Annotated in this window: 36 protein-coding genes and 1 pseudogene; 34 read left to right on the top strand and 3 right to left on the bottom strand. The window is 44.3% G+C overall.

Features of this window, described 5'->3' with window-relative positions; translation table 11 throughout:
• Window positions 1–138: pseudogene (locus DXC01_RS16050) on the top strand (ATP-binding cassette domain-containing protein); the annotation flags it as partial.
• Between the two features lie 27 nt (window positions 139–165).
• Here DXC01_RS16050 and DXC01_RS16055 read toward each other — a convergent pair.
• Entirely contained in the window at window positions 166–1,554 is a 1,389-nt protein-coding gene (locus DXC01_RS16055; protein ID WP_118699303.1) for a recombinase family protein, read from the bottom strand.
• A gap of 195 nt (window positions 1,555–1,749) precedes the next feature.
• Here DXC01_RS16055 and DXC01_RS16060 point away from each other — a divergent pair, with 195 nt between their 5' ends.
• Entirely contained in the window at window positions 1,750–1,947 is a 198-nt protein-coding gene (locus tag DXC01_RS16060; RefSeq protein ID WP_118699304.1) for a helix-turn-helix domain-containing protein, read from the top strand.
• A gap of 246 nt (window positions 1,948–2,193) precedes the next feature.
• Here DXC01_RS16060 and DXC01_RS16065 read toward each other — a convergent pair whose 3' ends face one another.
• Together DXC01_RS16065 and DXC01_RS16070 are read right to left on the bottom strand one after the other, a co-directional pair.
• Window positions 2,194–2,961: a 3'-5' exonuclease gene (locus tag DXC01_RS16065; protein ID WP_158583643.1), complete on the bottom strand. Its 768-nt coding sequence runs from the start codon at window positions 2,959–2,961 to the stop codon at window positions 2,194–2,196.
• 13 nt (window positions 2,962–2,974) lie between these two features.
• Entirely contained in the window at window positions 2,975–3,352 is a 378-nt protein-coding gene (locus DXC01_RS16070) for a helix-turn-helix domain-containing protein (protein ID WP_118699306.1), read from the bottom strand.
• A gap of 171 nt (window positions 3,353–3,523) precedes the next feature.
• On the opposite strand from DXC01_RS16070, the gene DXC01_RS16075 reads away from it, so the two are divergent.
• From DXC01_RS16075 to DXC01_RS16225, 32 genes are all read left to right on the top strand, one after another.
• Window positions 3,524–3,733 (top strand): hypothetical protein, encoded by a 210-nt coding sequence (locus tag DXC01_RS16075; protein WP_118699307.1) that lies wholly within the window; start codon window positions 3,524–3,526, stop codon window positions 3,731–3,733.
• Window positions 3,734–3,748: 15 nt separating this feature from the next.
• Window positions 3,749–3,910: a hypothetical protein gene (locus DXC01_RS20180; RefSeq protein WP_158583644.1), complete on the top strand. Its 162-nt coding sequence runs from the start codon at window positions 3,749–3,751 to the stop codon at window positions 3,908–3,910.
• A 60-nt stretch (window positions 3,911–3,970) separates the two neighbouring features.
• Window positions 3,971–4,288, top strand: coding sequence for a hypothetical protein (locus DXC01_RS16080; RefSeq protein ID WP_118699308.1), 318 nt, complete (start codon window positions 3,971–3,973; stop codon window positions 4,286–4,288).
• Between the two features lie 18 nt (window positions 4,289–4,306).
• Entirely contained in the window at window positions 4,307–4,780 is a 474-nt protein-coding gene (locus tag DXC01_RS16085) for a hypothetical protein (protein WP_118699309.1), read from the top strand.
• On the top strand, window positions 4,777–4,986 hold the full coding sequence (locus DXC01_RS16090; RefSeq protein WP_118699310.1) for a hypothetical protein: 210 nt from the start codon (window positions 4,777–4,779) through the stop codon (window positions 4,984–4,986). Before DXC01_RS16085 ends, DXC01_RS16090 begins: the two co-directional genes overlap by 4 nt.
• A gap of 261 nt (window positions 4,987–5,247) precedes the next feature.
• A complete protein-coding gene (locus DXC01_RS16095) occupies window positions 5,248–5,787 on the top strand; it encodes a DUF2786 domain-containing protein (RefSeq protein ID WP_118699311.1) in 540 nt (179 codons plus the stop codon).
• Window positions 5,788–5,790: 3 nt separating this feature from the next.
• Window positions 5,791–6,786: a DNA cytosine methyltransferase gene (locus tag DXC01_RS16100; protein ID WP_118699312.1), complete on the top strand. Its 996-nt coding sequence runs from the start codon at window positions 5,791–5,793 to the stop codon at window positions 6,784–6,786.
• Between the two features lie 11 nt (window positions 6,787–6,797).
• Complete coding sequence (locus DXC01_RS16105; RefSeq protein WP_118699313.1) at window positions 6,798–7,235, top strand: DNA N-6-adenine-methyltransferase; 438 nt, start codon at window positions 6,798–6,800, stop codon at window positions 7,233–7,235.
• Window positions 7,236–7,583: 348 nt separating this feature from the next.
• Entirely contained in the window at window positions 7,584–8,588 is a 1,005-nt protein-coding gene (locus DXC01_RS20730) for a rolling circle replication-associated protein (protein ID WP_243111641.1), read from the top strand.
• Complete coding sequence (locus DXC01_RS16115) at window positions 8,506–9,336, top strand: transglycosylase SLT domain-containing protein (RefSeq protein WP_243111642.1); 831 nt, start codon at window positions 8,506–8,508, stop codon at window positions 9,334–9,336. The genes DXC01_RS20730 and DXC01_RS16115 overlap by 83 nt, the downstream gene beginning before the upstream one ends.
• 2 nt (window positions 9,337–9,338) lie before the next feature.
• Window positions 9,339–9,665 (top strand): hypothetical protein, encoded by a 327-nt coding sequence (locus DXC01_RS16120; protein ID WP_118699315.1) that lies wholly within the window; start codon window positions 9,339–9,341, stop codon window positions 9,663–9,665.
• Window positions 9,662–10,156 carry a VRR-NUC domain-containing protein gene (locus DXC01_RS16125; protein ID WP_118699316.1) on the top strand — a complete coding sequence of 165 codons (495 nt, stop codon included), beginning with the start codon at window positions 9,662–9,664 and terminating at the stop codon, window positions 10,154–10,156. The genes DXC01_RS16120 and DXC01_RS16125 overlap by 4 nt, the downstream gene beginning before the upstream one ends.
• Before the next feature lie 8 nt (window positions 10,157–10,164).
• On the top strand, window positions 10,165–10,419 hold the full coding sequence (locus tag DXC01_RS16130; RefSeq protein WP_118699317.1) for a hypothetical protein: 255 nt from the start codon (window positions 10,165–10,167) through the stop codon (window positions 10,417–10,419).
• 312 nt (window positions 10,420–10,731) lie between these two features.
• Window positions 10,732–11,505: a ParA family protein gene (locus tag DXC01_RS16140; protein WP_118699318.1), complete on the top strand. Its 774-nt coding sequence runs from the start codon at window positions 10,732–10,734 to the stop codon at window positions 11,503–11,505.
• 2 nt (window positions 11,506–11,507) lie between these two features.
• The gene (locus DXC01_RS16145) at window positions 11,508–12,083 is read left to right on the top strand and encodes a hypothetical protein (protein WP_118699319.1); all 576 of its coding nucleotides are present in this window, start codon (window positions 11,508–11,510) and stop codon (window positions 12,081–12,083) included.
• Window positions 12,074–12,463 (top strand): hypothetical protein, encoded by a 390-nt coding sequence (locus DXC01_RS16150; RefSeq protein ID WP_118699320.1) that lies wholly within the window; start codon window positions 12,074–12,076, stop codon window positions 12,461–12,463. The genes DXC01_RS16145 and DXC01_RS16150 overlap by 10 nt, the downstream gene beginning before the upstream one ends.
• 2 nt (window positions 12,464–12,465) lie before the next feature.
• A complete protein-coding gene (locus DXC01_RS20735) occupies window positions 12,466–14,052 on the top strand; it encodes a ParB N-terminal domain-containing protein (protein WP_243111643.1) in 1,587 nt (528 codons plus the stop codon).
• A gap of 11 nt (window positions 14,053–14,063) precedes the next feature.
• Window positions 14,064–14,243: a hypothetical protein gene (locus tag DXC01_RS16160; protein WP_118699321.1), complete on the top strand. Its 180-nt coding sequence runs from the start codon at window positions 14,064–14,066 to the stop codon at window positions 14,241–14,243.
• Between the two features lie 21 nt (window positions 14,244–14,264).
• Entirely contained in the window at window positions 14,265–14,609 is a 345-nt protein-coding gene (locus tag DXC01_RS16165; RefSeq protein ID WP_118699322.1) for a hypothetical protein, read from the top strand.
• A gap of 4 nt (window positions 14,610–14,613) precedes the next feature.
• Entirely contained in the window at window positions 14,614–15,105 is a 492-nt protein-coding gene (locus tag DXC01_RS16170; RefSeq protein ID WP_118699323.1) for a type II toxin-antitoxin system PemK/MazF family toxin, read from the top strand.
• Window positions 15,106–15,120: 15 nt separating this feature from the next.
• On the top strand, window positions 15,121–15,297 hold the full coding sequence (locus DXC01_RS20190) for a hypothetical protein (RefSeq protein WP_158582266.1): 177 nt from the start codon (window positions 15,121–15,123) through the stop codon (window positions 15,295–15,297).
• Entirely contained in the window at window positions 15,290–15,712 is a 423-nt protein-coding gene (locus DXC01_RS16175) for a single-stranded DNA-binding protein (protein ID WP_118699324.1), read from the top strand. Before DXC01_RS20190 ends, DXC01_RS16175 begins: the two co-directional genes overlap by 8 nt.
• Before the next feature lie 23 nt (window positions 15,713–15,735).
• Complete coding sequence (locus DXC01_RS16180) at window positions 15,736–16,341, top strand: hypothetical protein (protein WP_118699325.1); 606 nt, start codon at window positions 15,736–15,738, stop codon at window positions 16,339–16,341.
• 17 nt (window positions 16,342–16,358) lie between these two features.
• Window positions 16,359–16,859, top strand: a complete 501-nt coding sequence (locus tag DXC01_RS16185; protein ID WP_118699326.1) for a hypothetical protein — start codon at window positions 16,359–16,361, stop codon at window positions 16,857–16,859.
• A gap of 378 nt (window positions 16,860–17,237) precedes the next feature.
• Window positions 17,238–17,681: an HNH endonuclease gene (locus DXC01_RS16190; protein ID WP_147399638.1), complete on the top strand. Its 444-nt coding sequence runs from the start codon at window positions 17,238–17,240 to the stop codon at window positions 17,679–17,681.
• A gap of 152 nt (window positions 17,682–17,833) precedes the next feature.
• Window positions 17,834–18,361: a phage terminase small subunit P27 family gene (locus DXC01_RS16195; protein ID WP_118699328.1), complete on the top strand. Its 528-nt coding sequence runs from the start codon at window positions 17,834–17,836 to the stop codon at window positions 18,359–18,361.
• Window positions 18,362–18,370: 9 nt separating this feature from the next.
• Window positions 18,371–20,116 (top strand): terminase large subunit, encoded by a 1,746-nt coding sequence (locus DXC01_RS16200; RefSeq protein WP_118699329.1) that lies wholly within the window; start codon window positions 18,371–18,373, stop codon window positions 20,114–20,116.
• A 2-nt stretch (window positions 20,117–20,118) separates the two neighbouring features.
• Window positions 20,119–21,585 (top strand): phage portal protein, encoded by a 1,467-nt coding sequence (locus DXC01_RS16205; RefSeq protein ID WP_330427690.1) that lies wholly within the window; start codon window positions 20,119–20,121, stop codon window positions 21,583–21,585.
• Complete coding sequence (locus tag DXC01_RS16210) at window positions 21,533–22,315, top strand: head maturation protease, ClpP-related (RefSeq protein ID WP_118699330.1); 783 nt, start codon at window positions 21,533–21,535, stop codon at window positions 22,313–22,315. The genes DXC01_RS16205 and DXC01_RS16210 overlap by 53 nt, the downstream gene beginning before the upstream one ends.
• An 18-nt stretch (window positions 22,316–22,333) precedes the next feature.
• A complete protein-coding gene (locus DXC01_RS16215) occupies window positions 22,334–23,542 on the top strand; it encodes a phage major capsid protein (RefSeq protein WP_118699331.1) in 1,209 nt (402 codons plus the stop codon).
• Window positions 23,543–23,574: 32 nt separating this feature from the next.
• On the top strand, window positions 23,575–23,838 hold the full coding sequence (locus tag DXC01_RS16220; protein WP_158582267.1) for a head-tail connector protein: 264 nt from the start codon (window positions 23,575–23,577) through the stop codon (window positions 23,836–23,838).
• A gap of 1 nt (window position 23,839) precedes the next feature.
• Window positions 23,840–24,166 carry a phage head closure protein gene (locus DXC01_RS16225; RefSeq protein WP_118699333.1) on the top strand — a complete coding sequence of 109 codons (327 nt, stop codon included), beginning with the start codon at window positions 23,840–23,842 and terminating at the stop codon, window positions 24,164–24,166.
• Window positions 24,167–24,199: the final 33 nt, after the last annotated feature.

A 24,199-nucleotide genomic window follows, 5' to 3' on the forward strand; every position in this document is an offset into this window, starting at 1 on the left:
CAGATTGTACAGACACTTGGGCTGGATGATCGTCTGGATGCGCTGCCCAATCAGCTCTCCGGCGGTCAGCAGCAGCGTGTGGCAATCGCCCGTGCGCTGGCGGCAGCACCCGCTATCATTCTGGCAGATGAACCCACAGGCGGTGCATAGTTAGTACGACAAAAATTATAAAAAATGAATGTCCATGCTTCCGTCTTCATGCACCAGCACAGATTCGACAAAAGACTTCCAGAAGACGTTCTTTTCCTGATTGCTGAAAGTGTTGTACACAGCTTCCCAGTCATCGTTCAGCAGCTTGCGGACGCTGTCGAGATTACGAACAGGGGCAGCAGGACACTTCTGAAGTTCTTCGATCTGTTTTTTGAATTTATCATATTCACTTCTGTATGCGTCTTTATCAATTAAGTCATCCATAAACAAATCATACAGCTTCTTGATCTTGCGTTCGATCTTTGACATTTCTTCGACAGGATTCTTCTGCACCGCACTGGCAGCAGTCACTTCATACTTCGCAACATAGTCTGACAAAGCTGGTCTGATATGATTCAGCATGTATTCTTCAACGTATTCTTCACGATACGTTTTGCCGCGATCACAAAGTTTTGACTGTGCCTTGAAGTTACACCGATAACTTTTGTATGCTTTTTCTGTGCCGTCTGCCATGCGCCTATATGTAACAGTGCCAGTCATAATGTGATTGCAGGATGAACAGATCAGAAGACCTGAAAAAATATAGAATTGCTGTGTGTGTCTGATCCGAACATTCCTGATCGCAAGTTTCTGGATGCGCTCAAAGCGTTCAGGACTGATTGTCGCAGGACAGAAGTCAGGATCATCACGATACTGACCTTTGAAAAGCGGATTCTTCAGGTATCGTGCAACTGTATCATAGCAGACACGAATGTTGTATTTGTCCTGAAGAAAAAGCTGCGTGTCACGCTTGCTGCATGTAGCTTCAAAGCGGTCAAACATATCAAGCGCAAAGCAGTTCCATTCAGGATCAATGATGACATGCTTTTCTGCATCCAGCTTCAGACCGCGCGGAAGGCTACCTGACAAATATGTTTTGTTCTTCAGCTTATAAGCGAACACATCTTTGATTCTGTCGGAATCGCGGTCACATTCGTCCTGTGCAACTGACAGACGGATGTTGATGTGCAATCTTCCGTTCGTGGTCGTTGTATCATAGTTTTCTGTGACCGCCTTCCACTGTACGCCATTGGCTTCCAGAATTTCTTGTATTTTGTGATAGTCGCCGATGTTACGAAACCAGCGGTCAAGTTTTGTGAAGATGATCAGATCGAAGTCGTGAGCCTTCACACCATCCAGCAGCCTGACAAACTCTTTTCTTTTTGTGAATTTCTTTCTTGCTGTCAGGGCTTCGTCAATGAATGTGTCTACAAGCACCATTTTGTTGACCTTGACAAAATCGTCAAGAAGTTCGTTCTGCGCATCCAGCGTGTCGCCATGAAGCACCTGATCATCGTGTGAACAACGGATATATTTTGCAACACGAAGCCCGAAAAGTTGTGGGTTTGGAGTAAAAAAAGACATATAAAAACCTTCTTTCTAGTAGCGAAAGAAGGCTTGATATGATAGAATGTAAAAGGACATAATATCATCGTGGGCGGTCTTCCGCGATATATTTTGTTTAACATTTTGCAAGGGAAGTCGCTGGTCACGGCTTCCTTTTTTATTTGTATAGAGTGCCTGAAGCGTGTACATAATCAAAACTAGGAGGATGACGCAATGGAAATCCTGACGTGGCAGGCACGAACAGACAGACACTTGACTTTGAAGCAGCTGGAAGCCTTGACAGGAATCAGCAAGTCAACACTGAACACGATTGAAAACGGCATCACATCGCCGACACTGCGCCAGCTTGAAGCGATAGCAGCTGCACTTGATGTCAAGATCACTGATCTGTTTGATTCTGAATATAAATGATAAACTGTGCGCCGACAATGCTTCTGACGCTTATTTCCTGATATATGGAAATAACTGGAAGCGGTCTTTCATTCCAATAATTTCCATGATACAATCCCGACAAGAGAAGGGAGGGAAGCCGATGATCCGAAAGAGAATCAACACGCTTCTGAATAAGTTGTCGGATGCACAGCTGAAGCGCATATATAAATACATAAAGTATGTATACATACACAGATAAAGTAAAAGGAAGTAGGACTGGTCAGGTCACTGCTTCCTTTTGTTTTGCTTAAATTCTTTATATGCTTTATGACGCTTGAAACCAAAATATAAAAGCGGCGCAGCGATCACAACGCACACAGGATTGAAAGCAACGAAGAAACCTAACAACATGAAAATGCCGAAGCCAATCAGAACATTTCCACTTTTAGGAACTGAAACAACTTCAACAAGCTTTTGTTCTTCATGCTTAATAATATTGTCAACCGAACGATAAACGCCAGTTGCATACACAGGAACTTCAGGAACATCGCCGAAGATTTTATAAAAGCAGAATAGTGTTGCTTTTGCATCGTCAAGCGCATTGTGCCAGTTACATTCACTATATGAATAATATTCTGCACACGTCTTCAACTTTTGCCATTTATATTCGTTGTAACGCTTTTGTCCATAAATTTCAGCAAATGCAAGCATTACATCAACGACAATAGAATTTTGCTTCGCATGATACTCAATGCCAGAATTAAATATAAAAGGCAAATCGAAGCCGTGAATGTTATAACCGACAATCATGTCTGCATTTTCTAAAATACGTTGAATAGTATGTGCATAATATAAAAGCGGTTTACAGTCTTTTACCATTGAAGGGCTTATGTGGTTTACTTTTTCAGCATCAGTCCAGCATTCGTGACGAACAGGCTTTACATATTCACTAAAAAGGATTGAGCCAGAGCCGTCAATGATAGAAAGTTGAAGGATTTCATCGTCATAGTGATTCAGTCCTGTTGTTTCTGTATCAAGACAAATAATGTTCAATAGATCACTTCCTTTATTCAGTTTTATCCCAACCAACTTTCTTGACTAGCTGCTTCATATATTCTTTGATTCTTTCACGGCTTCCAGCTGGTAAAGACACATACATTTCAACAAGTGCCTTGTCAAAATCGTTCAAGTCATACTGCGCACACAATTCATCAACGATCGTCTGCGGCAGATCGTCAAACATTTCCCCTTCGCCATACATCAAATAATCATAATTCACATTGTATTCACGACAGATAGAAATTGCCATCTGATCAGTTAAGTTGTTCACACCTTTTTCAATTCTGGAAATAGTGGTTTTTGTTACACCTAACTTTTCCCCGAACTTTTCAAGAGTTAAACCAAGTGATTTTCGCACTTCGTTGACGCGTTCGCCATTTGTCATATTTATTCCACCTTTCTGAAATTTGCTTTTCTAGTTGTAGAATAACACGGCAGCAAGCAAAGGTCAATAAAAAAGTTACCGTAAGCAACAAAAAACTGTTGACAAAGTGACTGTAAGCATCTATACTGTAACTGTAAGCAACAGAACAGACCGCAGAAGGGAGCAGATAAGATGACAACAACAAAGATTTACAGAAATAAGAGAAATGGAAATAAGTTCATCGAAGTGAGAAATGACGGACACTATCACAATACAGTCAGACAGTACATGTTCTGGAAGAACACAGGAGTGAAGAACCTTCTGGGCGACAGATGTCTTCATAGATGGAAAGCAAGAAATCTGAAAGCACTGCTTGAAGATTATGAACTCATAACAGTATAGAAGGGAGGAAACAACATGGCAGCAGTTACAAACGAAAAAAAGAACCTGAACAGCCAGACCGAAGATGTCAGCGAATTTATTAAGCTGCTGAAGCAGATGTCTGACAGCGACAGAATGGTCATCAAAGGGATGATGATGTGGGCGGCAGGAGAAAACAGACCAGTGAAAACAGCCTAAAAGGGCATAGGATGTCCCCGACTGGCAGCAGTCGGGGAGTAAATGAAAGAGAGGTACAACATGAACACAAAAGGAAAGATTGATTTTACAAAGACAGACAACATTCAGTTTATTGAAGAAGTAGCCAGCGAGATCAGCAAGGAAGACAAGAACTGGCAGTGGGAAGCAAGAGAGATAAAACAGCATAGCTTGTTGCTGTGGTGGGAATATCTGGAAGACGAAAAACAGGAAGGCTTCAGGATTGAATATGACGAAGCTGAAGAAGTATTCAGCGTATATGACGAATGGGACAACGACATCACATATGAACTGGAAGACACACTTGACCTGAAAAGTACGATGCGAAGTGTGTTCTGGTATGCATCAAGCAGATATTAAGAAGGGCGGTGCAGCAGTATGGAAAAGCAGAATTTATTCACAGAAGAAGAACTGGCAAAGGTTACGGATGAAGCAGAAAGAAAGCATCTGATCGAGTGCGCGCAGGATAAGTCAAAGATTGATATGAAGTACATGGAGATTATGAGCAAATATGACTTGTGGGAAAAAGGGAAGCGCAGCAGATACTTCCACGCAACAACACATGAAAATGCAAAAAAGATCATGCAGGACGGAGTGATCCGAAAAGGAATGGACGGCGGCGTGTATATCTGCAAACAGCCACTTGAAGCAGCACGATTTGTTGCGATCCGCGGACATGAAACAGGAACGATCTTTGAAGTCGAACTGGAAGAAAGGAAGATTGTGGAAGCACACGATCACAACGAAGCCTTCTTCGGTTGCAAAGCATATATGTACATGGATGACATACCGACAGCAAAGATTGTGAAAATGTCAAGATATTCAACAGAGCAGGAGGACGACAAAGAATGAAAGTTTATGAATTTATGGCAGTAATAACAGGAAGCAGAAGAATATGTTTTTCGGATGAAAAAACACCGATGACAGCGAATGAGTTCTGGAAGAAATACAGAACAACAGAAAGATGGGCGGCTGAAATTGATGAAGTTCACATGGTAGCGAAAGAAATACCAAAGGCAAATTATTTCACAGAATGCACAATAAGACTGAAAAAATAAAGCCGAAACAGGGCGAAAGCCCTGTCGATGAAGGACGGCAACCTTCATCCTGACGATGGCAAGCTGAAAGCCAGTCGGATGAATACTGTGAAAACATAGCGGCGTGTGTGTACTGCCAGAATTACACATGGATGGTCAACAGGTTTTAGGAATGTTTTTAATGTGAAAACAAACAACACAGCATAATACATGACCAGAAGGGGGAATGTTGAAAAAATTATTTTGGACTTTGCGAAAGCAGTATGTGAAGGAGAATGAACGATGATTGACGAAAAGAAAATCGAATTGATGAAGAAGCTGCAAAGACTTGCGGAACGTGGAGTGGGCGGCGAAAAAGAAGGCGCACAGAAGAAATTGCAGCAGCTTATGAAAAAATACGACATTGAAGAGAGTGATCTGTCAGATGACAAGCTGGAAGACCATGAATGGAAATATCATAACGACTTTGAACTGCGCTTGCTGAAACAGACAATATACAAAGTAATGGGAAAAGACGGATTGAACCAGATGTATCACTACAGATCAGGAAAAGGAAAGAAAACCATTCAGGGTGTACAGTGTACAAAAGTGCAGGCAATTCAGATCGGGATTGAATATGAATTTTACTGTGAAACATGGAAAGAAGAACACGACTTCTTCTTCAAGTGCTTCGTACAGAAACACAAGATTTTCCCAACCAAAGAAGAAATGATAATAAGACCACAAGACGATGTTGAAATGTCTGACGAAGATGCGATGCGGATGCAGATGGCTATGTCAGCAATGAAAGACAAGAGCATGACGCAGAGAATTGAGGGGTAAAAGATGATAGTAACAGAAGAAAAACCAGTGCAAATACTGGAACTGTTTGGAGGAATAGGAAGCCCACGATGTGCCTTGCGCAATCTGGGAATACCGACAAAGGCGATTGATTATGTTGAAATAGATGAAAAAGCAGTCAGATCATACAACAATATGTTTTCTGAAGAAATGCCGTACAAGACACAGTCGGTTGTCGGTTGGAACTTGAAGCCAGACATCCTGATCCACGGAAGTCCATGTCAGGACATGAGCATTGCAGGGCATCAGGGGAAGGCGAAAGCAGAAGACGGAAGGATCAACAGAGGAAAAGGCGCAGACGAAGGCAGCGAAACAAGGTCGTCATTGATGTGGGAAACAGTTCACATCATCGACCAGATGGGAGAATGGAAGCCGCAGTATGTGATCTGGGAAAATGTAAAGAACGTAAAAAGCAAACACATGATTGCAAACTTCGTCAGGTATCAGAAAGAACTTGAACGAATGGGATATACAAACAATTATGAAGTGCTGGATGCGAGAGAATTTGGACTTCCGCAGGCAAGGGAAAGAGTGTTCACAGTCAGCTGCTTGAATGGCGAAAAGTTCAATTTTGATGACTTGATCAGGACACCGATGCAGGACATCAGGAACTTTCTGGAAGACAACGACAGCGTGCCTGAAGTGTACGATGTGACGCAACCTTCGGTCAGAAGCGCAATCGGCAAGAAGGGAATCAGAAGGGCGACTGTTATTGAGGACTGTGCTTTTACAATCACAACAAGGCAGGACAGGACACCGACACAGGTTATTGACTGCGGCGGCGGTCGATTCAGATATTTGACCGAACTGGAATGCTGGCGGCTGCAAGGGTACACAGACGAAGACTTCGAGAGAGCGAAAGCAGTACATAAAAGGGCTGGGCGATACTACACAGCATTATACAAGCAGGCAGGAAACAGCATCGCAGTTCCAATATTTGAAAGCATCTTCAGAAAAATTATATTGAACGAAACAGCATAGGAGGAAACACAATGGCGAACATAGATGTCATGTACAGCAGCAAGACGGATCAGTGGGCGACACCTGACGACTTCTTCAAAGAACTTGATCAGGAATTTCATTTCAACCTTGATCCTTGCGCTGACGAACAGAATCACAAGTGTGAAAAGTATTTCACGAAGGAAGACAATGGTCTTTCAAAGGACTGGGGGGGGTATCGCGTGTTTTGCAATCCTCCGTATGGTAGAGCAATTACAGACTGGGTTGAAAAGGCATACAGAGAAGGAACGAAAGACAACACGATTGTTGTTATGCTGATACCAGCGAGAACAGACACAAGATATTTTCACGACTTCATTCAGTACCGATCAGAAATCAGATTCGTGAAGGGGCGTTTGAAGTTCGGAAACAGTAAACAGGCAGCCCCATTCCCTTCAATGGTAGTTATATTCAGGGGTGCTGGAATGTAGAAAGGAGAAACGCGCATGAATACACCAGACGCAAGAAGAATATTTGAAGCAATAGCAATGATCCTGTCGAACAGGAACGATGGTGTCAGGGTGCAGCTGTCAGAGATTAAGACAAAGGCAGCGAAAGCATCTTGAAGGACAAAAAAGAAAGCCTTCGGACTAGCTTGGCGGCTTCCGAAGGCGATCCAGATTGTGACTTTTTAAGGTCTGCACATCTATAAAAAATTATACAGCAGACTTCCCAAAAAGTCAATAAATCAGGGACTTTCAAAAGGCTTCGCGTCCTTGTAATAGATAGTAACAAATCAAAGAAATATATAAATATCTATAACAGGAGCAAAGAAGGACATGAAGAGAAGGAAGAAAGCTGTGTATATAGATTATGACTATGAAGCAGCATACCAGAAGATGTTGACTGACTTGGAAGAAGACAACATGTGCAGGATGCTGAATGAAGGCAAGGTCAGATCAATATATGCCACTAAGGAGATAAAGGCAGCAGAGCAGATGGATGTTGAAATATATCCAGAGTTCAGAAGAGGACAGAAAGAGCAAATACCAGACGAAGCAAAGCTGAAGAAGCAAAGACAGGCGCAAAGAAACCTGAATGAGAAGAACAGCAGGAAGGAATGTGAACGGACGATCAATGCGAATTTCACGGACAATGACATCTGGGGAACACTGACATATACAGACGACAACATGCCGAACAGCATGAAAGAAGCGAAGCACGATATGACGCTGTACATAGGACGATTAAACTATGAGCGAAGGAAGAAGGGACTTGCAAAGCTGCGTTATGTGTATGTGACAGAGTGTTCAGACAAAGGACGCTGGCATCATCATTTTGTGTGCGATGGCGACATGGGGCTGGAAGCAGTTGAAGAAAAGTGGAAGAAGGGGCGCAGAAATCAGGTGCGCAGGCTTCAAAAGGACGAAAACGGACTGTCAGGAATGGCGAACTACATCACAAAGCAGAAGCACCCTGACAAGAAGGGAAAAGAGCCAAAGCCAGTCGGGAAGTATCAGAAAGCATGGAAAGCCAGCAAGGGACTGAAAAAGCCTGAAGTACATAAAAACCACTATAAGTTCAAGCAGAAGGACATTGACGAAGTCGTGACAGGACGATGCGAACTTGAAGACAAGCTGAAGAAATGGTATGCAGCAGACGGCTACAAGCTGACATCGTATGAAGTCAGATATAACAACATGAATGGCAGATTCTACATATACGCAAGAATGTACAGACAGCCAGAGAAAGGAGAAAAGATTGACAAAGCAACAAGTAAGGTTAAGCAGAAAACAGCGAAGAAGAAGACGAAGAAGAAGACAGCTGCACGATGCAACACATAACATCATCAGGGCAGCAAAGAACTTTCTTCAGCGCAAACCGAAGACGGCAGCAGCAATCCTGATCACATTCATCACAATATATGTGTCGGTAATGCTGGGATTTGCGATCGGCGACATGATCAGTGCAAAAGGAAAGACGGCAACAGAACAGGAAAGCGAAGCAGAAGAACAAACAGAAAGTGACTTGGATGCAGATGAAGAATATCCATTCAACACAATGTCACAGGATTGGAGTGGCGAAGACATGGAAGGATTCTGCTATCACGAAATATCAGACGAATGCAAGGCAGCAGGCGGCAAGTTTCCAGTAATGGCGCAGATATACACATACATCGTGTGTCAGAACTATGGTGTTGACTATGAAATGGTGTTCGCGCTGATCGAACAGGAAAGCGAATGCAACTGGAACGCTTCAGGCGATGGCGGAACATCATGGGGGTATATGCAGATAGCGCAGAAATGGCACAAAGAAAGAATGCAACGCCTGAACTGCACCGATCTGACAAATCCATATCAGAATGTGACAGTCGGCATTGATTGCCTGAAGGAGATTCAGGACAGCTTGCAGGAAGTTCCAGAAGATGTGCGTCCATATTACGTTCTGGCAGTCTACAACTACGGAGCAGCAGGCGCAAAGGAAAACTTGTGGAATCATGGTGTGTATAAATACAGCTATAACACAGCGATCATGGAAAGAGCAGCACAGCTGAAGGCAGAGAAAGAAAGACAGGAAACGAAGGAGGAATAAAAGTGGACAACAAAAAAAGATTGTGCTTGGAAGATGCAGTCACGAACGCAGAAATCTACGCAGTGAAAGTGATTGAAGAAGAACTGAACCGAAAAGGAATCGCACCGAACAGCATTGAAAGAAAAATCATCATCACACGTACAGCGGATGTACTGGCGGCACACAGGGAAGAAGTTAGGGATATGTATAAAAAGTCAGGATCACTTCTTCAGGACTGGATCATAAAGATGTCAGGCATAAAAGACCTGATCGCATTCAAGAAAATGAAGCAGTTGGGATTCACTGGCGATATCATGCAGGACATGAAGAAAATGGAGGAAGCACGATGAATATGAAGTATGCGATGCGTTCGGAAGATACCGAACAGATCAATGTCATCAGCTGGGCTTCTTGGCAGATGCAGAAATATCCTGAACTGAAATGGCTGCATCATATCCCGAACGGCGGCAGCAGGAACAGAGCCGAAGCAGTAAAGCTGAAGCAGATGGGCGTGAAGTCAGGCGTGTCGGACTTATGCCTTCCGTACCCAAAAGGAATATATTGCGGACTGTACATCGAAATGAAGTATGACAAGGGCAGACACCAGCCGTCACAGAAAGAGTTCTTGACCGATATGGCGACAGCAGGACACTATGTCGCGACATGTTACACGGCAAGGGACGCGGTTGAAGTTCTTGAAAAATACTTGAATTTGAAGCGCTTACAGACACACATTCATGTGTCAGATTCAGACACCGCAATCACGGAAACAGCAGAACGCATGAAAGAGCCAAACAACAGCGTATGGAAAGACGGCGAAGTGAAACCGCTGAAGGTGTAGTGTAGGACATGAACGGATATGCGGCAGCAGTCAGACAGTTTTATGACATATACAGACCGATTGCAAGAAGGTATGGGCTGCGGATGTCAAGCCACACTTCAATATACGATGACGGCTGGATAAAAATATACAAGGGCGAAGGAGCAGACAGACAACAGATCATCAAGATTGAAGAAGCGAACGACACAGACCTATACGACAGGGCAAGGGAAGCGGTGATCAGCTGGGAGAACAGCAAGAAGGAAAGAAATGCAAGACGATAGGAAAGCACATCAAATCACATTGCAGGAACTTGGGATCATACCAAAAGAGCCAGAGCAAAAAGAAGTCAGAAAACAATATGCTTTTCCTTGCGGCGGTTGCGTGTGTAGCCACTGCGCAAACAATGTGGAAACGCCAGACACATGCACAGGAGAAATGAAAGAACCTTGCTTCACATGTGACTATTGCAAGCATTATGACGGAAAAGGAACAGACAGGCGACTTCAAGATTGTGACAAATACATTGTGACGGACGAACATGCAAGAAGGTTAAGAAGACACATGAAAATAATAAACAGGAGGAAAGCACATCAATGAAAATAATAGCAGTAATGAATCAAAAAGGCGGCATCGGAAAGACAATGACCGCAGCAGCTATTGCCTACATAATGGGCGAAGAAAAAGGAAAGAAGGTGCTGATCTGTGACGCGGATCAGCAGGGCAACATATCACTTCTTTACGACAGATTTGATCCTGAAGGACAGGGGATGTCAGAATTGCTTGAAAATCATCAGGCAGCAGGCGGCGCATATTCGACAACAGACCTGATCCAAACAACACCATATGGAAACATCGACATCATACCAGCGAACGGATATTTGATGCGAACAAACATGACACTGCTTCAGGAAGAAGGAGAAGATCAGATTCTTCGATTTGCAGCAGCAATGAATGAAGTCAGAACAGTATATGACTATTGCATTGTTGACTGTGGATTGCTTATGGACATGACAGTCACAAATGTGATGATTGCAGCAGACCTTGTGATCGTGCCTGTCAAGATCGGAGGGTTTGAGATTGAAGCGGCATCGAACATGGACAGTCAGCTGGCATCGTTCAGAAGCGTCAATCCCGACATTCGCATGAAGGTGTTGATGACAATGCGCCAGAAGAACCAGACGACACTTCAGGTTGAAGAATGGCTGAAAACGCAGTCAGGACACGATTGCTTTGCGACAGCGATCAGGCGATCAATAATCGCAGAGAAGTCAACAGTCGCACAAGTGCCGCTTCCAAAGTTTTCAAAAAACTGCATCGTGACGCAGGACTATCGTGCAGCAACGTATGAATTGATGAAAGAGGTGTGAACATGGGAGTGTATGAGATAATCACAGGAATCACAGAAAACGAAGAAAATCTGAAAGTCGAAATCAGGCAGACGGAAGGAACGCTGGAAAGAAATCTTGTGTACATTAAAAACACAAGAACAAACAGGGCGTATTCCTTTACATTAGCGGACGGCGATGAATATGGCGCAGACGCAATGACACGAAATGCGGTTGCAAAGTTACATTCGGACATGTACGGCTGCAACGAAGATACACTTGACAGAATTGAACATGCGCTGGGAATAAAACTTGAAACATGGCAGTCAGAATATATCCTGTCGCAAGGCATCGCATATCCGCACGAAGGAAGAAGGACAGGAAAGACGCTTGCATATCAAATCAAGACGCTTTTGATTGCGCACAATGACATAACGATCTACGGCAACGAAGCGCAATACTATGTTGATGAAATACATGGCAGCATATATGAAAAAACTTATGTCACAGACCTTGCAAGGCTGTCAGAACGCCTTCGCAAAGCTGGCATCGGAGTTCCGAAAGTGACATTGAAACTGGACAAAATGAGAAGAAGGGAGGACGGAATGAGATGGAACTAAAAGGACAAGTCACAATCAGCATTGAAGACTTTGAAAAGCTGAAGGCGGCAGCAGACGCGAAGGAATATGCAGAAAACCAGCTGGAAGCGTTCAGGGACAGGATGACACAATTCTATGAACTGGACGACACAGACTTCTGGAAGCGTATAAAAGAGATTGACAGCACACCGAACATGTCGGACAGGCAGATCAGCAAAGCAATAAGCGAAGCCAGAAAGACACTGAAGATCGTGATTGATACAGACAAGCTGAAGAAGCAGATCAGGGCATCAATAAACAAAAAGGCATACAAAGACGATGATTCACACATTGATCTGAAGAACACGACAGACAATGAACTGGATGCAATAGAAATATGCTTCAGAGAAAAGGAGGATTGAAGATGGCGTGGAATGTAATGGAGCAGCTTAACAAAAACGCACAGAAGGCAGCAGTCGGCGATGAAACACCGAAGGCAAGATTCAGGACGAAAGACATCAACATCAAAAAGCTGTACAGCAACGACAAGAACTTCTATTCGGTCACAGACATTGAACCGCTTGCGCAGAAGATTTTACTTGTCGGGCTGATTGAAAATCTTGAAGTTGTTCACGATCCTTGCGATCGCGGCGAATATAGGATCACAGCAGGCGAAAGAAGATGGCGCGCACTGAAGCTGCTTGTGGAACAAGGCTATACAGATTTTGAAATGGTAACGTGTCAGATTCAGACACCAGCGTCAGCAGATGAAGAAATGCTGCGCCTGATCATTGCGAATGATTATCGAAATAAGACAGTCGCAGACATTCTGGAAGAAGAAAAGCAACTGAAGGACATCTTGCAGCGAATGAGACAGGAAGGAAGAACAATCAAGGGTTACAAACTTGACAGCGGTCGCCTTCGCGATGTCATTGCAAAGATGCTTCAAATGCCAGCAACAAAGATCGCACAGATCGAGAGCATCAACAAGCATCTGATCCCTGAATTTGCTGAAGAATTGAAAGAAGGTCGCCTGACGTTTTCTGCTGCCTATGAGATCAGCGGAATGAATGAAGAAGCACAGGCAGAAATGCTGGAACGCTATCAGGAAAACGGCTTGACCTACAAGGAAGTAAAAGAGATCAAGCAAGAACAGGAGGAAAAGGCGGCAGCAGAAGAGACTGAAGGTCAAATGAACATTGACCAGTTCACAGAAACAGAAGAAGAGATCGAAGAACTTGAAGACGAAAGACTTGACAAGGTCATTGAAAATATAACAGACAACATTGAAGCAGTTGAATGTGTGGAGATGTTGGCAGAATTAGGGATATTGATTGCAGACAAAAGCGGACAAGCAAGAAGAATCGGGGATGTGCTGGAAGATGTCAAGAACGCATGGGGAAAACTCACAAATGCAGAAAAAGACAGATTGACAAGCAGAACAGAATGCTGGAACGAATGGGAAGATGCACACCCTGAAAGCATCACATCGCTGTGTTATAGCTGCAAGAGATATTCAGACTGCAATGTGAAGACAGGAACATGTCAAAGCTGCGATCAGTACATCAACAAGGCAGAAGCCGAAAAGACTGAAGAAGAAAGATACAGCGAAGAACAGGACGCGATTGACAGAGAAACAGCGAAGAAACTTCGCGAGAAGGCAGACGAAGAAAAGATGCAGCAGCTTCCTTCGGACGGCAACAAGGACAAGTGTATCAGAATGTCACAAAGCGCATTTGAAGAAATTGAAGCAGGCAAGCCATACATCATCACGAAAGACGACAGCTTCAGAAAGGGACAGGAAGTGACGCTGATTGCATTCAAGGAAGGCAAGGCGACAGGACAGCAGTGCAAGAAGACAATTATCTGCGTTGACACAAGCATCACATCATCAGCACTTGAAGACGGCTATTGTATTTTAGGACTGGGAGAAGTCGAAGAAACGCTTCAGGAAGCAGCAACAGGCGCAGGACAGGACGCAGACAACAGAACACTACAATATGGAGCATAGGAGGAAAAGACATGCAGGCAAAAGAAGAAATTAAGGAAATGGCGCAGACATTCAGAGAAGCAGCAGACATTCTGGACGAGATTGCAGAACTTGACGACAAGGAAGGCATGACAAGAGAGGAAAGAAAAGAGAAAGAAGAAGAACTGTCAGCAAGATTCTTGCTGAAAATGATTAAGATTCAGCAGGCATAAACAGCAGAAAGGGGAAACAGCATGAATGAAATAATCTGCGATAAATGTGCGGCAACATTCACACCTGACATGATAGAGATTCAAAACAGAGTGATCACACAGGACGAGGAACACAACGACATCATCGAACAGTATTATGAATGCCCGATCTGTGGCACACATTATACAATCACAATCACTGACAGGGTGCAGCGAATAGCGATTCAGAAGCGCAGACAGCTTCAGACGGCAGTCAAGAACGCGATCAGGGCAAGAAGACCAGCAAGGGCGCAGACATACAAGAACAAAGAAAAAGAACTTGCAGACGACATTCAGGCGCGTGCAAAGATGCTAAAAGAACAGTACGCAGAATATACGGAGGAATAAAAACATGTATGAACATTTCACAAAGACACAGCAGCAGTTCGATGTCAGACGCGGCGATGTGTATTATATCAACAACAACAGAGGACAGAGAGGAAACGAGATCAGGAAGGACAGACCAGCCGTCATTGTGTCGGCTGACTTCCTGAACAAACACAGCGGCGATGTGGTCGTTGTGTTCCTGACATCACAGCCGAAGAAAGACATGTCAACACATGTGACAATCAGAACAACTGGAAGGGTATCTGAAGCACTGTGCGAACAGCCGACAACAATCAGCGTTGAAAGACTGAATAACAGGATCGGAAGCGTGACAGACAGAGAAATGCAGCAGATCGACATTGCGCTTCAAATTGCATTGAAACTGGATGCAGGAGCAGACACGAAGGAATATGTCGAAAATCAATCGGGGGGGGCATCGCGTGAGCAGATGATCAGGCTTGAAGCAGAGCGCGACACCTACAAGAAACTTTATGAAGACATGATATGTCGAAGATAACAGGAGGAAAGAAACATGCGAAGTATATGGATTGAAGAAGCAATCAGCAATCTGGGTGGAATTATCGTGATTATATTGCAGTTGGGATTCATAGCAGTCCTGACAGCACTGATCATCTTGATTATTACAGAGATAATCAAGGCAGCAGTCAAAGGAAACAAAGAACAAAAAGGAGCAAAGAAGAATGAATAAGGTCATATTGATGGGAAGGCTGACAAGGGATGCACAGACACGATATACAGAAGGCGCAGAGCCTATGGCAATATCGCGCTTCACACTTGCGGTTGACAGGAGAGTCCAGAGAGATCAGGAAGGACAGTCAGCTGACTTCATTTCCTGTGTGGCATTCGGAAAGACAGGACAGTTCATGGAGAAGTACGGACAGCAGGGAACAAAGTTTGTGATTGAAGGACGCATTCAGACTGGCAGCTATACAAACAAAGAAGGTCGCAAGATTTACACAACGGAAGTTGTTGTTGAATCGGTCGAGTTTGCGGAAAGTAAAGCGGCGGCAGGCGACAACCAATCAAGACCACAGCCAGCACCAGACAGCGGCGATGGTTTTATGAACATACCAGACGGCGTTGACGATTTGCCTTTTACATAAAGGCGCAGGAAGGAGTGAAAGACATGAAGCTGAAGGAATATGCAACAAAGATTAAAAACAGGCTTACTGGCAGGAATACGAAGCCACAGAAGGAAGAAAAAGATGATCTGTCAGAACAGATTCTTGAAAGAACACAGGAAATGATCAAAGAGGACAGACAGGAAGCTGTCAGGGCAGCAGTTGTTGAAGAACCTGAAGAAATAACAAAGCCAGAAGAACCAGAACCGAAGAAAGAAGAAAGAAACGTCAATACAGATGTGCTGCGATTGCTGGCGATCACGAATGACATGAAGATTGATCCTGAATGGTCGAAAGACGAACTGATCAAGGCATTGTCAGAGAAAGGAAAGCTGACAGAAGATGAAGTTGTGGAACTTCTTGGATCGCTGGACGTATGGGCGCACAGAACCAGCGAAGCACTGGCGACAACATTCAGGAAGATCAGAGAAACGGCAGTGCAGGCAGGCGAAGCAATAAAAAGAGCATTTAAAAAGGCAGGAATGACATCTTTTCAGTTCAGGAAGCAACTAATCAGCAACAACAGGCGCAAAATGAAAGGAATGCCGATGATCAGGGCGAAGGCACTTGAAAAAGCCAGAAAGAATAAAAGGCGAAAGCCTAAGAAGTAGGGAAGAAGGTGTGCAATGTGCAAAATAGCGATGAAACACAGCAGGACATGACGGAAGCAATCAGGATCGCGGTGCGAAGGGCATTTGCTGAAGTCAGAATCGAAGAAAAGAGGGCAGAGAAGAAGAAAACACTGTATAACACACGAAGATTGATGGAATCGTACATCGACCTGAAAAAATATATAAATAATGCAATCACGGAAGAAGAAGAGGTCGCAGAAGCAGCATACAGCGTCCTGAAGGGCGAAAATGCAAAGCTGAAATCTGTCAAGGAAGCAAAAATGGTCACGGCGATGATGATAATTAACATTGACAGGGCATTGACCGAACTGGAAGCCGAAAGCAGGAAAGAAGGCACATTGTACAAGTTTGAAGCGTTCAGAATGCACTATATTGACGGATTGACCTTTGAAGAGATTGCGGATCGGCTGAATTGTGGAAAAAACAGCCCTTCAAACTGGTCTAAAGCGATTTTGAAAAAAATGTCCGTCAAATTATTCGGAATTCACGGAATTTGAAAAACGCGATCTGAAAAAAGGCTTTTTTCGAGGGAAACGACAGTGAAAGCATGGGAAAAGCGTGGGAAAAGTGGGGGTTTTTATAGGGGACATCCTAAAGTAAAATAGTATCGTGAAATGTTGTACAGAAAGACCGAAACAGCACAGAAGTGTTGAATCGGTCTTTTTTATTGCATTTCTGCCCTCTTATTTGCGGAATGTGGGTGCTTATATAAGGGCATCCACAGGAAGCATAAAAACAAGGCTTTATATAGGGGCATACCTGACAGGGGTGTATATATAGGGCATATATAAGGGGCATATATAAGCGGCTGCGTATAGAGCCTATACAGACGGATATATGAAGCATATGCAGCAGTAGGAAGGCGGTGCAAGGGTTTGTTATTTCACAAGTGCAGATGTGGGGCTTTAATACCACAGAATATAGCTGAATGTGAAGCCTGTGCAGCGAAGGCAGCAGGGCAGCAGTCAAGACACATGGAATACAACAAACACCGAAGAAACAAGAAGACAGCAGCCTTCTATGTATCAAGTGAGTGGAGGAAGACAAGAGCCGAAATAATCAGGCGGTTTGATGGCGTTGATATATATGCCTTCTATGTGCTGCATGTAATACAGACAGCTGACATGGTGCATCATATCACACCTATTGAAGACGACTGGAACAGACGACTTGATGCAACCAATCTGATCCCATTGAGCAATCACAGTCATGGAATTATTGAAGCCTTGTACAGCAAGGATGAACAGACGAAAAAAGCGACACAAAAGATGTTGTATGACCTGATAGAACGCCACTGGAAGGCGACAGGGGGAGTATGAAAAAGTATCGGGTTAAGTTTATTTAGTCGCGCTTCCCCTTTTCCGTGGAGAAAACTCCCCACGGAAAATCCAGATCAGGGCATCCGAAAAGGGTGCGTGTCAGATTCTGACACACCGCAAGGAAACCAGCAAAGAAGGGAGGTCGCAGAAGAATGGCAGGACAACGACAGCCGATCGCGCTGGTACAAGCAAAAGGAAAAAAACACCTGACAAAAGCTGAAATTGAAGAACGTCAGCGAACAGAAGTGAAAGCGGCTGCGGATAAAGTGACAGCACCGCAATACTTATCGCCGACACAGAAAAGAACCTTCAAAAAAATCGTGAAGGAACTTCGTGCGATTGACCTTATATCAAACCTTGATGTTGATGCGCTTGCAAGACTGGTCATCGCACAAGAAAAATACATCGCAGTCACGCAAGAACTGAACAGACAACCGATCATGGTGGAAATTGAGATCGCAACAAAGCAGCTGGACGAATACGGACAGCCAGTGAAGATCAAAAAAGAAGTCGTGAACGGAGAAGTGGAAAGACTTGCGCTACTTCAAGACAGATATTTCAAACAATGTCGTCAGGGGGCTGCGGACTTCGGACTGACAGTGTCAAGCCGCTGTCGCCTTGTAGTGCCAAAAGCAGACAAGGAAACACCGAAAGAAAATAAGTTCGCGAAATTCGCATAAGGCGAACGCATGACAACAGATAGAACTACACAATACGCGCTGGATGTCCTTGCGGACAAGATTGTTGCTGGCGATCTGGTCAAAGCAGCATGTCAAAGACATATAGACGACATGAAAGCGGCTGAAGCTGCGCCATATCGCTATTACTTTGATGTTGAAGAAGCGGAAAGGATCATTGACTTCGCAGAAACGCTGACCATTGCGGAAGGCGAAGAAGAACAGCCAGTGACAGCATATCCGTTTCAGTGCTTCATTTTGGGAAGCCTGAACGGATGGAGAACTAAAGACGGACATCACAGACGATTCAGAACCAGTTATATACAGCTGGGACGACAGAACGGCAAGTCATTCCTGAATGGTATTCTGGCGGCTTATTACGGCAATTTTGACAAGTACAAATATGGTCAGGTTTACTGTACAGCCACAAAGAAGGATCAGGCGATGATTGTCTTCAACGAAATTGTGAAGTTCATAAATTCTGACAGCGATCTGTCAGAGTGCTTCAAGATTCACGAACACAATTCAACAATCGACTGCAAGATCACACACAGCAAGATCAAGGCACTGTCAGGCGACACGAAGTCGATTGACGGCTTCAGACCATATCTGGGAATCGTGGACGAATATCACGCCCATAAAGATGATCAGATGTACAAGCTGCTTGAAGGCGGCATCAAGAAAATGAAGTCGGCACTGATCAGCGTGATCACAACGGCAGGATTCGATCTGAAATCGCCGTGTTTTGCACTGTATGAATACTGTGTGAAAGTCCTGAAGGGTGTAGCAAGTAATGATTCACAATTCATTTATATCGCGCAAATGAATGAATCTGACGATATGTGGACACCTGAAAACTGGATCAAGGCGAACCCGATTCTGGAATATGACAGGGACGCATTGCAGAACATGATCCCGATTGCTGCCACAGCGAAGGAAATGGGAGGATCGACACTGCGCGACTTCATTGTCAAGCAGCTCAACATGTGGATTCAGTGGACGAATGATGTTTATATCAAGAACATGGATGTCTGGACAAGGGCAGCAGTCAAGAAGACACTGGCTGACTTCAGAGGTCAGAAGGCTTATGTCGGACTCGACCTGTCATCAGGCGGCGACTTGACATCAATCGCAATCGTGATCCCATTTATGCGCGGCGAAGACAAATGTTACTTCATACACGCACACAGCTTCATTCCGAAAAGGAGAGTTGAAGAACACATCAAGACGGATCGCGTGCCTTATGACCTATGGATCAGACAGGGACTTGTCGAAGTCACTGAAACAATGGGCGGCGTAAAAACAGACTATAAGTACATAATTGCGTACTTGCAGAAGATCGTGAAGCTGTATGAATTGGATGTGCAGTGGATTTGTTATGATCCGCACAATGCTTCAGCGTTCCTGACAGACTTGGAAGCACTGGGATTTGACAGCATCGCAGTGAAACAGTCGGCAAGAGAATTGAACGATCCGACAGTTGACTTCAGGCTGGAACTGGAAGCAGGGCATGTCGAACATGACGGAAACGAAGCAACAAAGTGGTCTATTGCGAACGCAAAGACGACTTCAAACAGCTTCGGGGAAATAAAAATTGATAAAGAATACGCAACAGAGCGAATCGACATCGTGGATGCAATCATTGATGCATGGATGATGGCAATGAAGGGCGAAATCAAGCCAGATGTCAACAGATACCTTGATATTTGGTTTGCAGGAACAGAGAAATTGCGACAGAAGGGAGGTGCGCAAGGTTGAACATGTGGAAAACACTGAACAAAGGAATTATGAAAGCATTCGGAATGAATATTGAAACAGATACAGCAACACTGAATGATGAATCGTTTCTGGAATGGGTTGGGATTAAGCGCGACAGTGAAAGCAAGAAGCCAACATCTGACGTGACATACTTCACTTGTTTGAAAATGATGTCAGAAACAGTCGCGAAAATGCCATGGAAGTTGTACCAGAAAACAAACAAGGGCATCAGTGAGCCGATAGACAACGACATTGCAAGGCTTATGAAGCAGCGTCCGAACCCTTTTATGACACCGACAACCTTCTGGAACGCTGTAGAAATGAACAGAAACCATTATGGGAACGCATATGTCTATGTACGCAGGAAATTCAAGCGCAAGAAATATGGTGGAGAATATAAAGCGCTGGACATGTGGATCATGCCATCGGACAGGGTGCAGATCATAGTTGACGACAAAGGCATTTTCGCAGGCAAAGGGAAAATCTGGTACTTGTACAGTGATGAATATTCAGGCGAACAGTACATATTCAGGACGGAAGATGTCTTGCACTTCAAGACTTCACACTGCCTGAACGGAATAGTCGGACTACCAGTGCAATACATCCTGAAGCAGACTGTTGAAGGCGTGATTGAATCACAACGCTTCCTGAATAGTCTGTACAAAAACGGATTGACAGCGAAAGCGGTGCTGGAATACACAGGCGAACTGAATGAAGATGCAGTCACAAAGCTGCGACAGACTTTTGAACGCTTCGGAGCAGGAAGCCAGAACACAGGCAAGATTCTTCCTGTGCCGCTAGGAATGAAGCTGACACCACTGGATATTAAACTGACAGATTCACAGTTCATCGAATTGAAGAAATATTCTGCACTTCAGATTGCAGCAGCGTTCGGAATCAAGCCGAACCAGATCAACGACTATGAAAAATCATCATACAGCAATTCGGAAATGCAGCAGCTGTCATTCTATGTGGACACAATGCTTTTCGTACTGAAGCAGTACGAAGAAGAAGTGAACTACAAGCTATTATCGGATGACGAAACGGAAGACGGACTGTACTTCAAAATGAATGAAAAAGTATTGCTTCGTACCGACAGCAAAACACAAATGGAAATCCTAAAAGAAGGAATCAACAACGGCATCGAAACAGTAAACGAAGCCAGAAGAAAACTTGATTTGATGGACATGGAAGGCGGCGACACATTGATTGTTAATGGAACTTATGTGCCATTGACGAAAGTCGGGGCAGCATATGACAAAGCTGAAGAACAGGACACTGAAGAAAACAGCGATTCTGACAATCCTATAAATGAGCCAAACACAGAAGGCGGCGAAAATACGGATCAGGATGAACAGGAGCAGGAAACAGCCGAAACGAATGAACCTGACACCGATCAGGAAGGAGGGGAAGACGATGGAGAAGAAAATGAACTTCACAAGAAGAAATCGAACGAAAAGAACGATTGAAAATGTCGGCTTCATGCAGATCAAAGACGCGGCAGCAGGCGGCGTTGAACTGTACATATACGGCGACATTGTATCTTCGGCGTGGGACAAGTGGACATCAGAAGACACCTGTCCACAGGACATCACGGACTTTCTGAACGGCATTGACAACAATGCAGAACTGACAGTGTACTTCAACAGCTGTGGCGGCGATGTATTCGCAGGAATTGGCATATACAACATTTTGAAACGTCACAAAGGACATATCACAGGCATTGTGGACGGAGTTGCAGCGTCAATCGCATCCGTGATCCTTATGGCGTGCGATGACATTGTTGTGTCAACAGGCGCACAGATTATGATTCACAAGCCGCTGACAATGGCGTGGGGCAATGCAGACGACTTCGCGGCGGTTATAAGCCAGCTTGACAGCTGTCAGCAGATGATCACAGACATCTACATGACAAAAGCAAAGGAAGGCGTGACAGCAGACCAGCTTGAAGAGCTGATCAATGCAGAAACATGGATGTCGGAAAGCGAAGCATCAGAGTGTCGCGCTTCAGACTATTTCAACATCAAAGTGGATGAATCAGCGGAAGCAGTCGCAGCATGTGTCGGCTACATGATAGACAGATTCAAACATGCGCCAGCAGGAATGAAGACTGAAACAGCTGAAGACATCGAAGCAAGACAACAGCAGGCAGACGAAACAGAAGAAATTCTGGGCGATCTGTACATGTATGGAATTTAAGAAAACGGAGGAAAAGCAATGAGCAAAGAAGCAAGAGCGTTATTAAAAAAGATCAACGACAAAAAGAACGCAATCAAAGCCCTTGTGAATGAGGGAAAGACAAAGGAAGCAAAGGAAGCAAAAGCAGAACTTGTGGACATGCAGGATCGTTTCAACATCCTTATGGATTTAGAGGATGACGAGGACGAGAGCATCAAAGACCAGCTTGACAAGGACGAAGCAACAAGGGTTGAAGGAAAAGACAAAGCACCTTCAAAGAAAGACATTGCGCGTGCATTTGTCAATCGTATTGTCTGCGGAATGCGCAAGACAAAAATGGATGAGAAAGACAAGAAGATCATGGATGCAATGTCGGAGAAGACAGACGAGGACGGCGGCTTCACAGTCCCACAGGACATTCAGACAGACATCCACGAATTAAGAAGGACAGATGATGACCTTGAACAGTATGTCAATGTTGAGCCTGTCAGCACATTATCAGGAAGCAGAGTGCTTGAAAAAGATGCAGATTCAACACCATGGGACGATGTAGATGAAGCAGCAGAGTTCGGAGAGGAAGAAACACCGAAATTGCGACAGATCAAGTACAAGATCGGCAAGAAGGGCGGCATCCTGAAAGTAACACGCGAACTTCTTCAGGACACAGCAGAAAACATTCTGGGCTTCCTGAATAAGTGGATCGCGAAGAAGTCAAGAGCCACAAGAAACGCTGCGATCCTGAAGAAACTTGCAGAGATTACAAACACGAAAGAAGTTGCAATCAGCACTGTGGACGATCTGAAGACAGTCTTCAATGTGACACTTGATCCAGCGATTGCAGCGTCTTCAATCGTTCTAACAAACCAGTCAGGATTCAACTATCTTGACACATTAAAGGATGAACGCGGCGACTACATTTTGCAGCCAGATGTCACAGACAAAACAAAGATGCTTCTTTTTGGTGTATATCCGATCAAGAAGGTCAGCAACAAAGTTTTGAAGAATGCAGAAGTGAAGACTGATGGAAGCAATGTGTCAGCGTACAAGTACCCACTTTATATGGGCGACTTGAAGGAAGCAATCACATTATTTGACCGCGAGAAGATCAGCATCGAACTTTCAACCGAAGCTGGCGATTTATGGGCGAAAGACCAGACAGGAATCAAGGTGCGTGACAGATTCGATGTGCAGGCATTTGATGAAGAAGCAGTCATCAAGGGAGAAATCACAGTTCCTGTTGCTGGTTAATGGTAGCAGGCTTCAGGAGAGGAGGAAAAGACATGGAACTGGAAGAACTGAAAGCATATTGTCGTATCGACTATGACGATGACGATGAAGTGATCAAACTGATTTATGCAGCAGTGCTGGAAGAAATGACAGACCTGATCAAAGACTTCAATCCTGAAGCACTCACGAACCGCCAGAAGTTATTGATCTGCATGTATGTCAAAGAAGCCTACGACAACAGGGACAGAACAGCACCAACAGACGACAAAGTCAGATTCGCGGTGCAGTCGATGATGCTGAAAGAAAGGTTGAAGTGATATGTCAAGCGCAAGGATCAAAATATACAAATATCAGTATGGGAAAGTTGATGGAAGGCGAGTGGAAGCAGAACCAATCTTGTATCACGAATGCTGGTGCGAGATCGGCAGCCTTTACGGAAAAGAACTGTACAAGGCAATAGAAATCAGACTGGAAGACACAATCGTGTTTGACAAGATCAGGTATTGCAAAAAGGTCAAAGAGATAGCAGCACACCTGAAGGACTACTTCGTGGAGTACGAAGACGAAAAATACAATATTTTCGCAAGGGACTTCAGACAGAATGACAAGCAATATGTACAGCTGAAGGCGAACCGCGTCACATAGATGTGTCAGATTCTGACACGGAAAGGAAGCAGC

This window comes from Blautia sp. OM07-19 (genome assembly GCF_003481595.1).
Taxonomy (GTDB): domain Bacteria; phylum Bacillota; class Clostridia; order Lachnospirales; family Lachnospiraceae; genus Blautia_A; species Blautia_A intestinihominis.

Excerpts from the sequence above, each read along its gene's own strand:
- DXC01_RS16055 (WP_118699303.1), bottom strand. The coding sequence starts at position 1,554 with ATGTCTTTTTTTACTCCAAACCCACAACTTTTCGGGCTTCGTGTTGCA.
- DXC01_RS16060 (WP_118699304.1), top strand. The coding sequence starts at position 1,750 with ATGGAAATCCTGACGTGGCAGGCACGAACAGACAGACACTTGACTTTG.
- DXC01_RS16070 (WP_118699306.1), bottom strand. The coding sequence starts at position 3,352 with ATGACAAATGGCGAACGCGTCAACGAAGTGCGAAAATCACTTGGTTTA.
- DXC01_RS16075 (WP_118699307.1), top strand. The coding sequence starts at position 3,524 with ATGACAACAACAAAGATTTACAGAAATAAGAGAAATGGAAATAAGTTC.
- DXC01_RS20180 (WP_158583644.1), top strand. The coding sequence starts at position 3,749 with ATGGCAGCAGTTACAAACGAAAAAAAGAACCTGAACAGCCAGACCGAA.
- DXC01_RS16080 (WP_118699308.1), top strand. The coding sequence starts at position 3,971 with ATGAACACAAAAGGAAAGATTGATTTTACAAAGACAGACAACATTCAG.
- DXC01_RS16085 (WP_118699309.1), top strand. The coding sequence starts at position 4,307 with ATGGAAAAGCAGAATTTATTCACAGAAGAAGAACTGGCAAAGGTTACG.
- DXC01_RS16090 (WP_118699310.1), top strand. The coding sequence starts at position 4,777 with ATGAAAGTTTATGAATTTATGGCAGTAATAACAGGAAGCAGAAGAATA.
- DXC01_RS16095 (WP_118699311.1), top strand. The coding sequence starts at position 5,248 with ATGATTGACGAAAAGAAAATCGAATTGATGAAGAAGCTGCAAAGACTT.
- DXC01_RS16100 (WP_118699312.1), top strand. The coding sequence starts at position 5,791 with ATGATAGTAACAGAAGAAAAACCAGTGCAAATACTGGAACTGTTTGGA.
- DXC01_RS16105 (WP_118699313.1), top strand. The coding sequence starts at position 6,798 with ATGGCGAACATAGATGTCATGTACAGCAGCAAGACGGATCAGTGGGCG.
- DXC01_RS20730 (WP_243111641.1), top strand. The coding sequence starts at position 7,584 with ATGAAGAGAAGGAAGAAAGCTGTGTATATAGATTATGACTATGAAGCA.
- DXC01_RS16125 (WP_118699316.1), top strand. The coding sequence starts at position 9,662 with ATGAATATGAAGTATGCGATGCGTTCGGAAGATACCGAACAGATCAAT.
- DXC01_RS16130 (WP_118699317.1), top strand. The coding sequence starts at position 10,165 with ATGAACGGATATGCGGCAGCAGTCAGACAGTTTTATGACATATACAGA.
- DXC01_RS16140 (WP_118699318.1), top strand. The coding sequence starts at position 10,732 with ATGAAAATAATAGCAGTAATGAATCAAAAAGGCGGCATCGGAAAGACA.
- DXC01_RS16145 (WP_118699319.1), top strand. The coding sequence starts at position 11,508 with ATGGGAGTGTATGAGATAATCACAGGAATCACAGAAAACGAAGAAAAT.
- DXC01_RS16150 (WP_118699320.1), top strand. The coding sequence starts at position 12,074 with ATGGAACTAAAAGGACAAGTCACAATCAGCATTGAAGACTTTGAAAAG.
- DXC01_RS20735 (WP_243111643.1), top strand. The coding sequence starts at position 12,466 with ATGGCGTGGAATGTAATGGAGCAGCTTAACAAAAACGCACAGAAGGCA.
- DXC01_RS16160 (WP_118699321.1), top strand. The coding sequence starts at position 14,064 with ATGCAGGCAAAAGAAGAAATTAAGGAAATGGCGCAGACATTCAGAGAA.
- DXC01_RS16165 (WP_118699322.1), top strand. The coding sequence starts at position 14,265 with ATGAATGAAATAATCTGCGATAAATGTGCGGCAACATTCACACCTGAC.
- DXC01_RS16170 (WP_118699323.1), top strand. The coding sequence starts at position 14,614 with ATGTATGAACATTTCACAAAGACACAGCAGCAGTTCGATGTCAGACGC.
- DXC01_RS20190 (WP_158582266.1), top strand. The coding sequence starts at position 15,121 with ATGCGAAGTATATGGATTGAAGAAGCAATCAGCAATCTGGGTGGAATT.
- DXC01_RS16175 (WP_118699324.1), top strand. The coding sequence starts at position 15,290 with ATGAATAAGGTCATATTGATGGGAAGGCTGACAAGGGATGCACAGACA.
- DXC01_RS16180 (WP_118699325.1), top strand. The coding sequence starts at position 15,736 with ATGAAGCTGAAGGAATATGCAACAAAGATTAAAAACAGGCTTACTGGC.
- DXC01_RS16195 (WP_118699328.1), top strand. The coding sequence starts at position 17,834 with ATGGCAGGACAACGACAGCCGATCGCGCTGGTACAAGCAAAAGGAAAA.
- DXC01_RS16200 (WP_118699329.1), top strand. The coding sequence starts at position 18,371 with ATGACAACAGATAGAACTACACAATACGCGCTGGATGTCCTTGCGGAC.
- DXC01_RS16205 (WP_330427690.1), top strand. The coding sequence starts at position 20,119 with ATGTGGAAAACACTGAACAAAGGAATTATGAAAGCATTCGGAATGAAT.
- DXC01_RS16210 (WP_118699330.1), top strand. The coding sequence starts at position 21,533 with ATGGAGAAGAAAATGAACTTCACAAGAAGAAATCGAACGAAAAGAACG.
- DXC01_RS16215 (WP_118699331.1), top strand. The coding sequence starts at position 22,334 with ATGAGCAAAGAAGCAAGAGCGTTATTAAAAAAGATCAACGACAAAAAG.
- DXC01_RS16220 (WP_158582267.1), top strand. The coding sequence starts at position 23,575 with ATGGAACTGGAAGAACTGAAAGCATATTGTCGTATCGACTATGACGAT.
- DXC01_RS16225 (WP_118699333.1), top strand. The coding sequence starts at position 23,840 with ATGTCAAGCGCAAGGATCAAAATATACAAATATCAGTATGGGAAAGTT.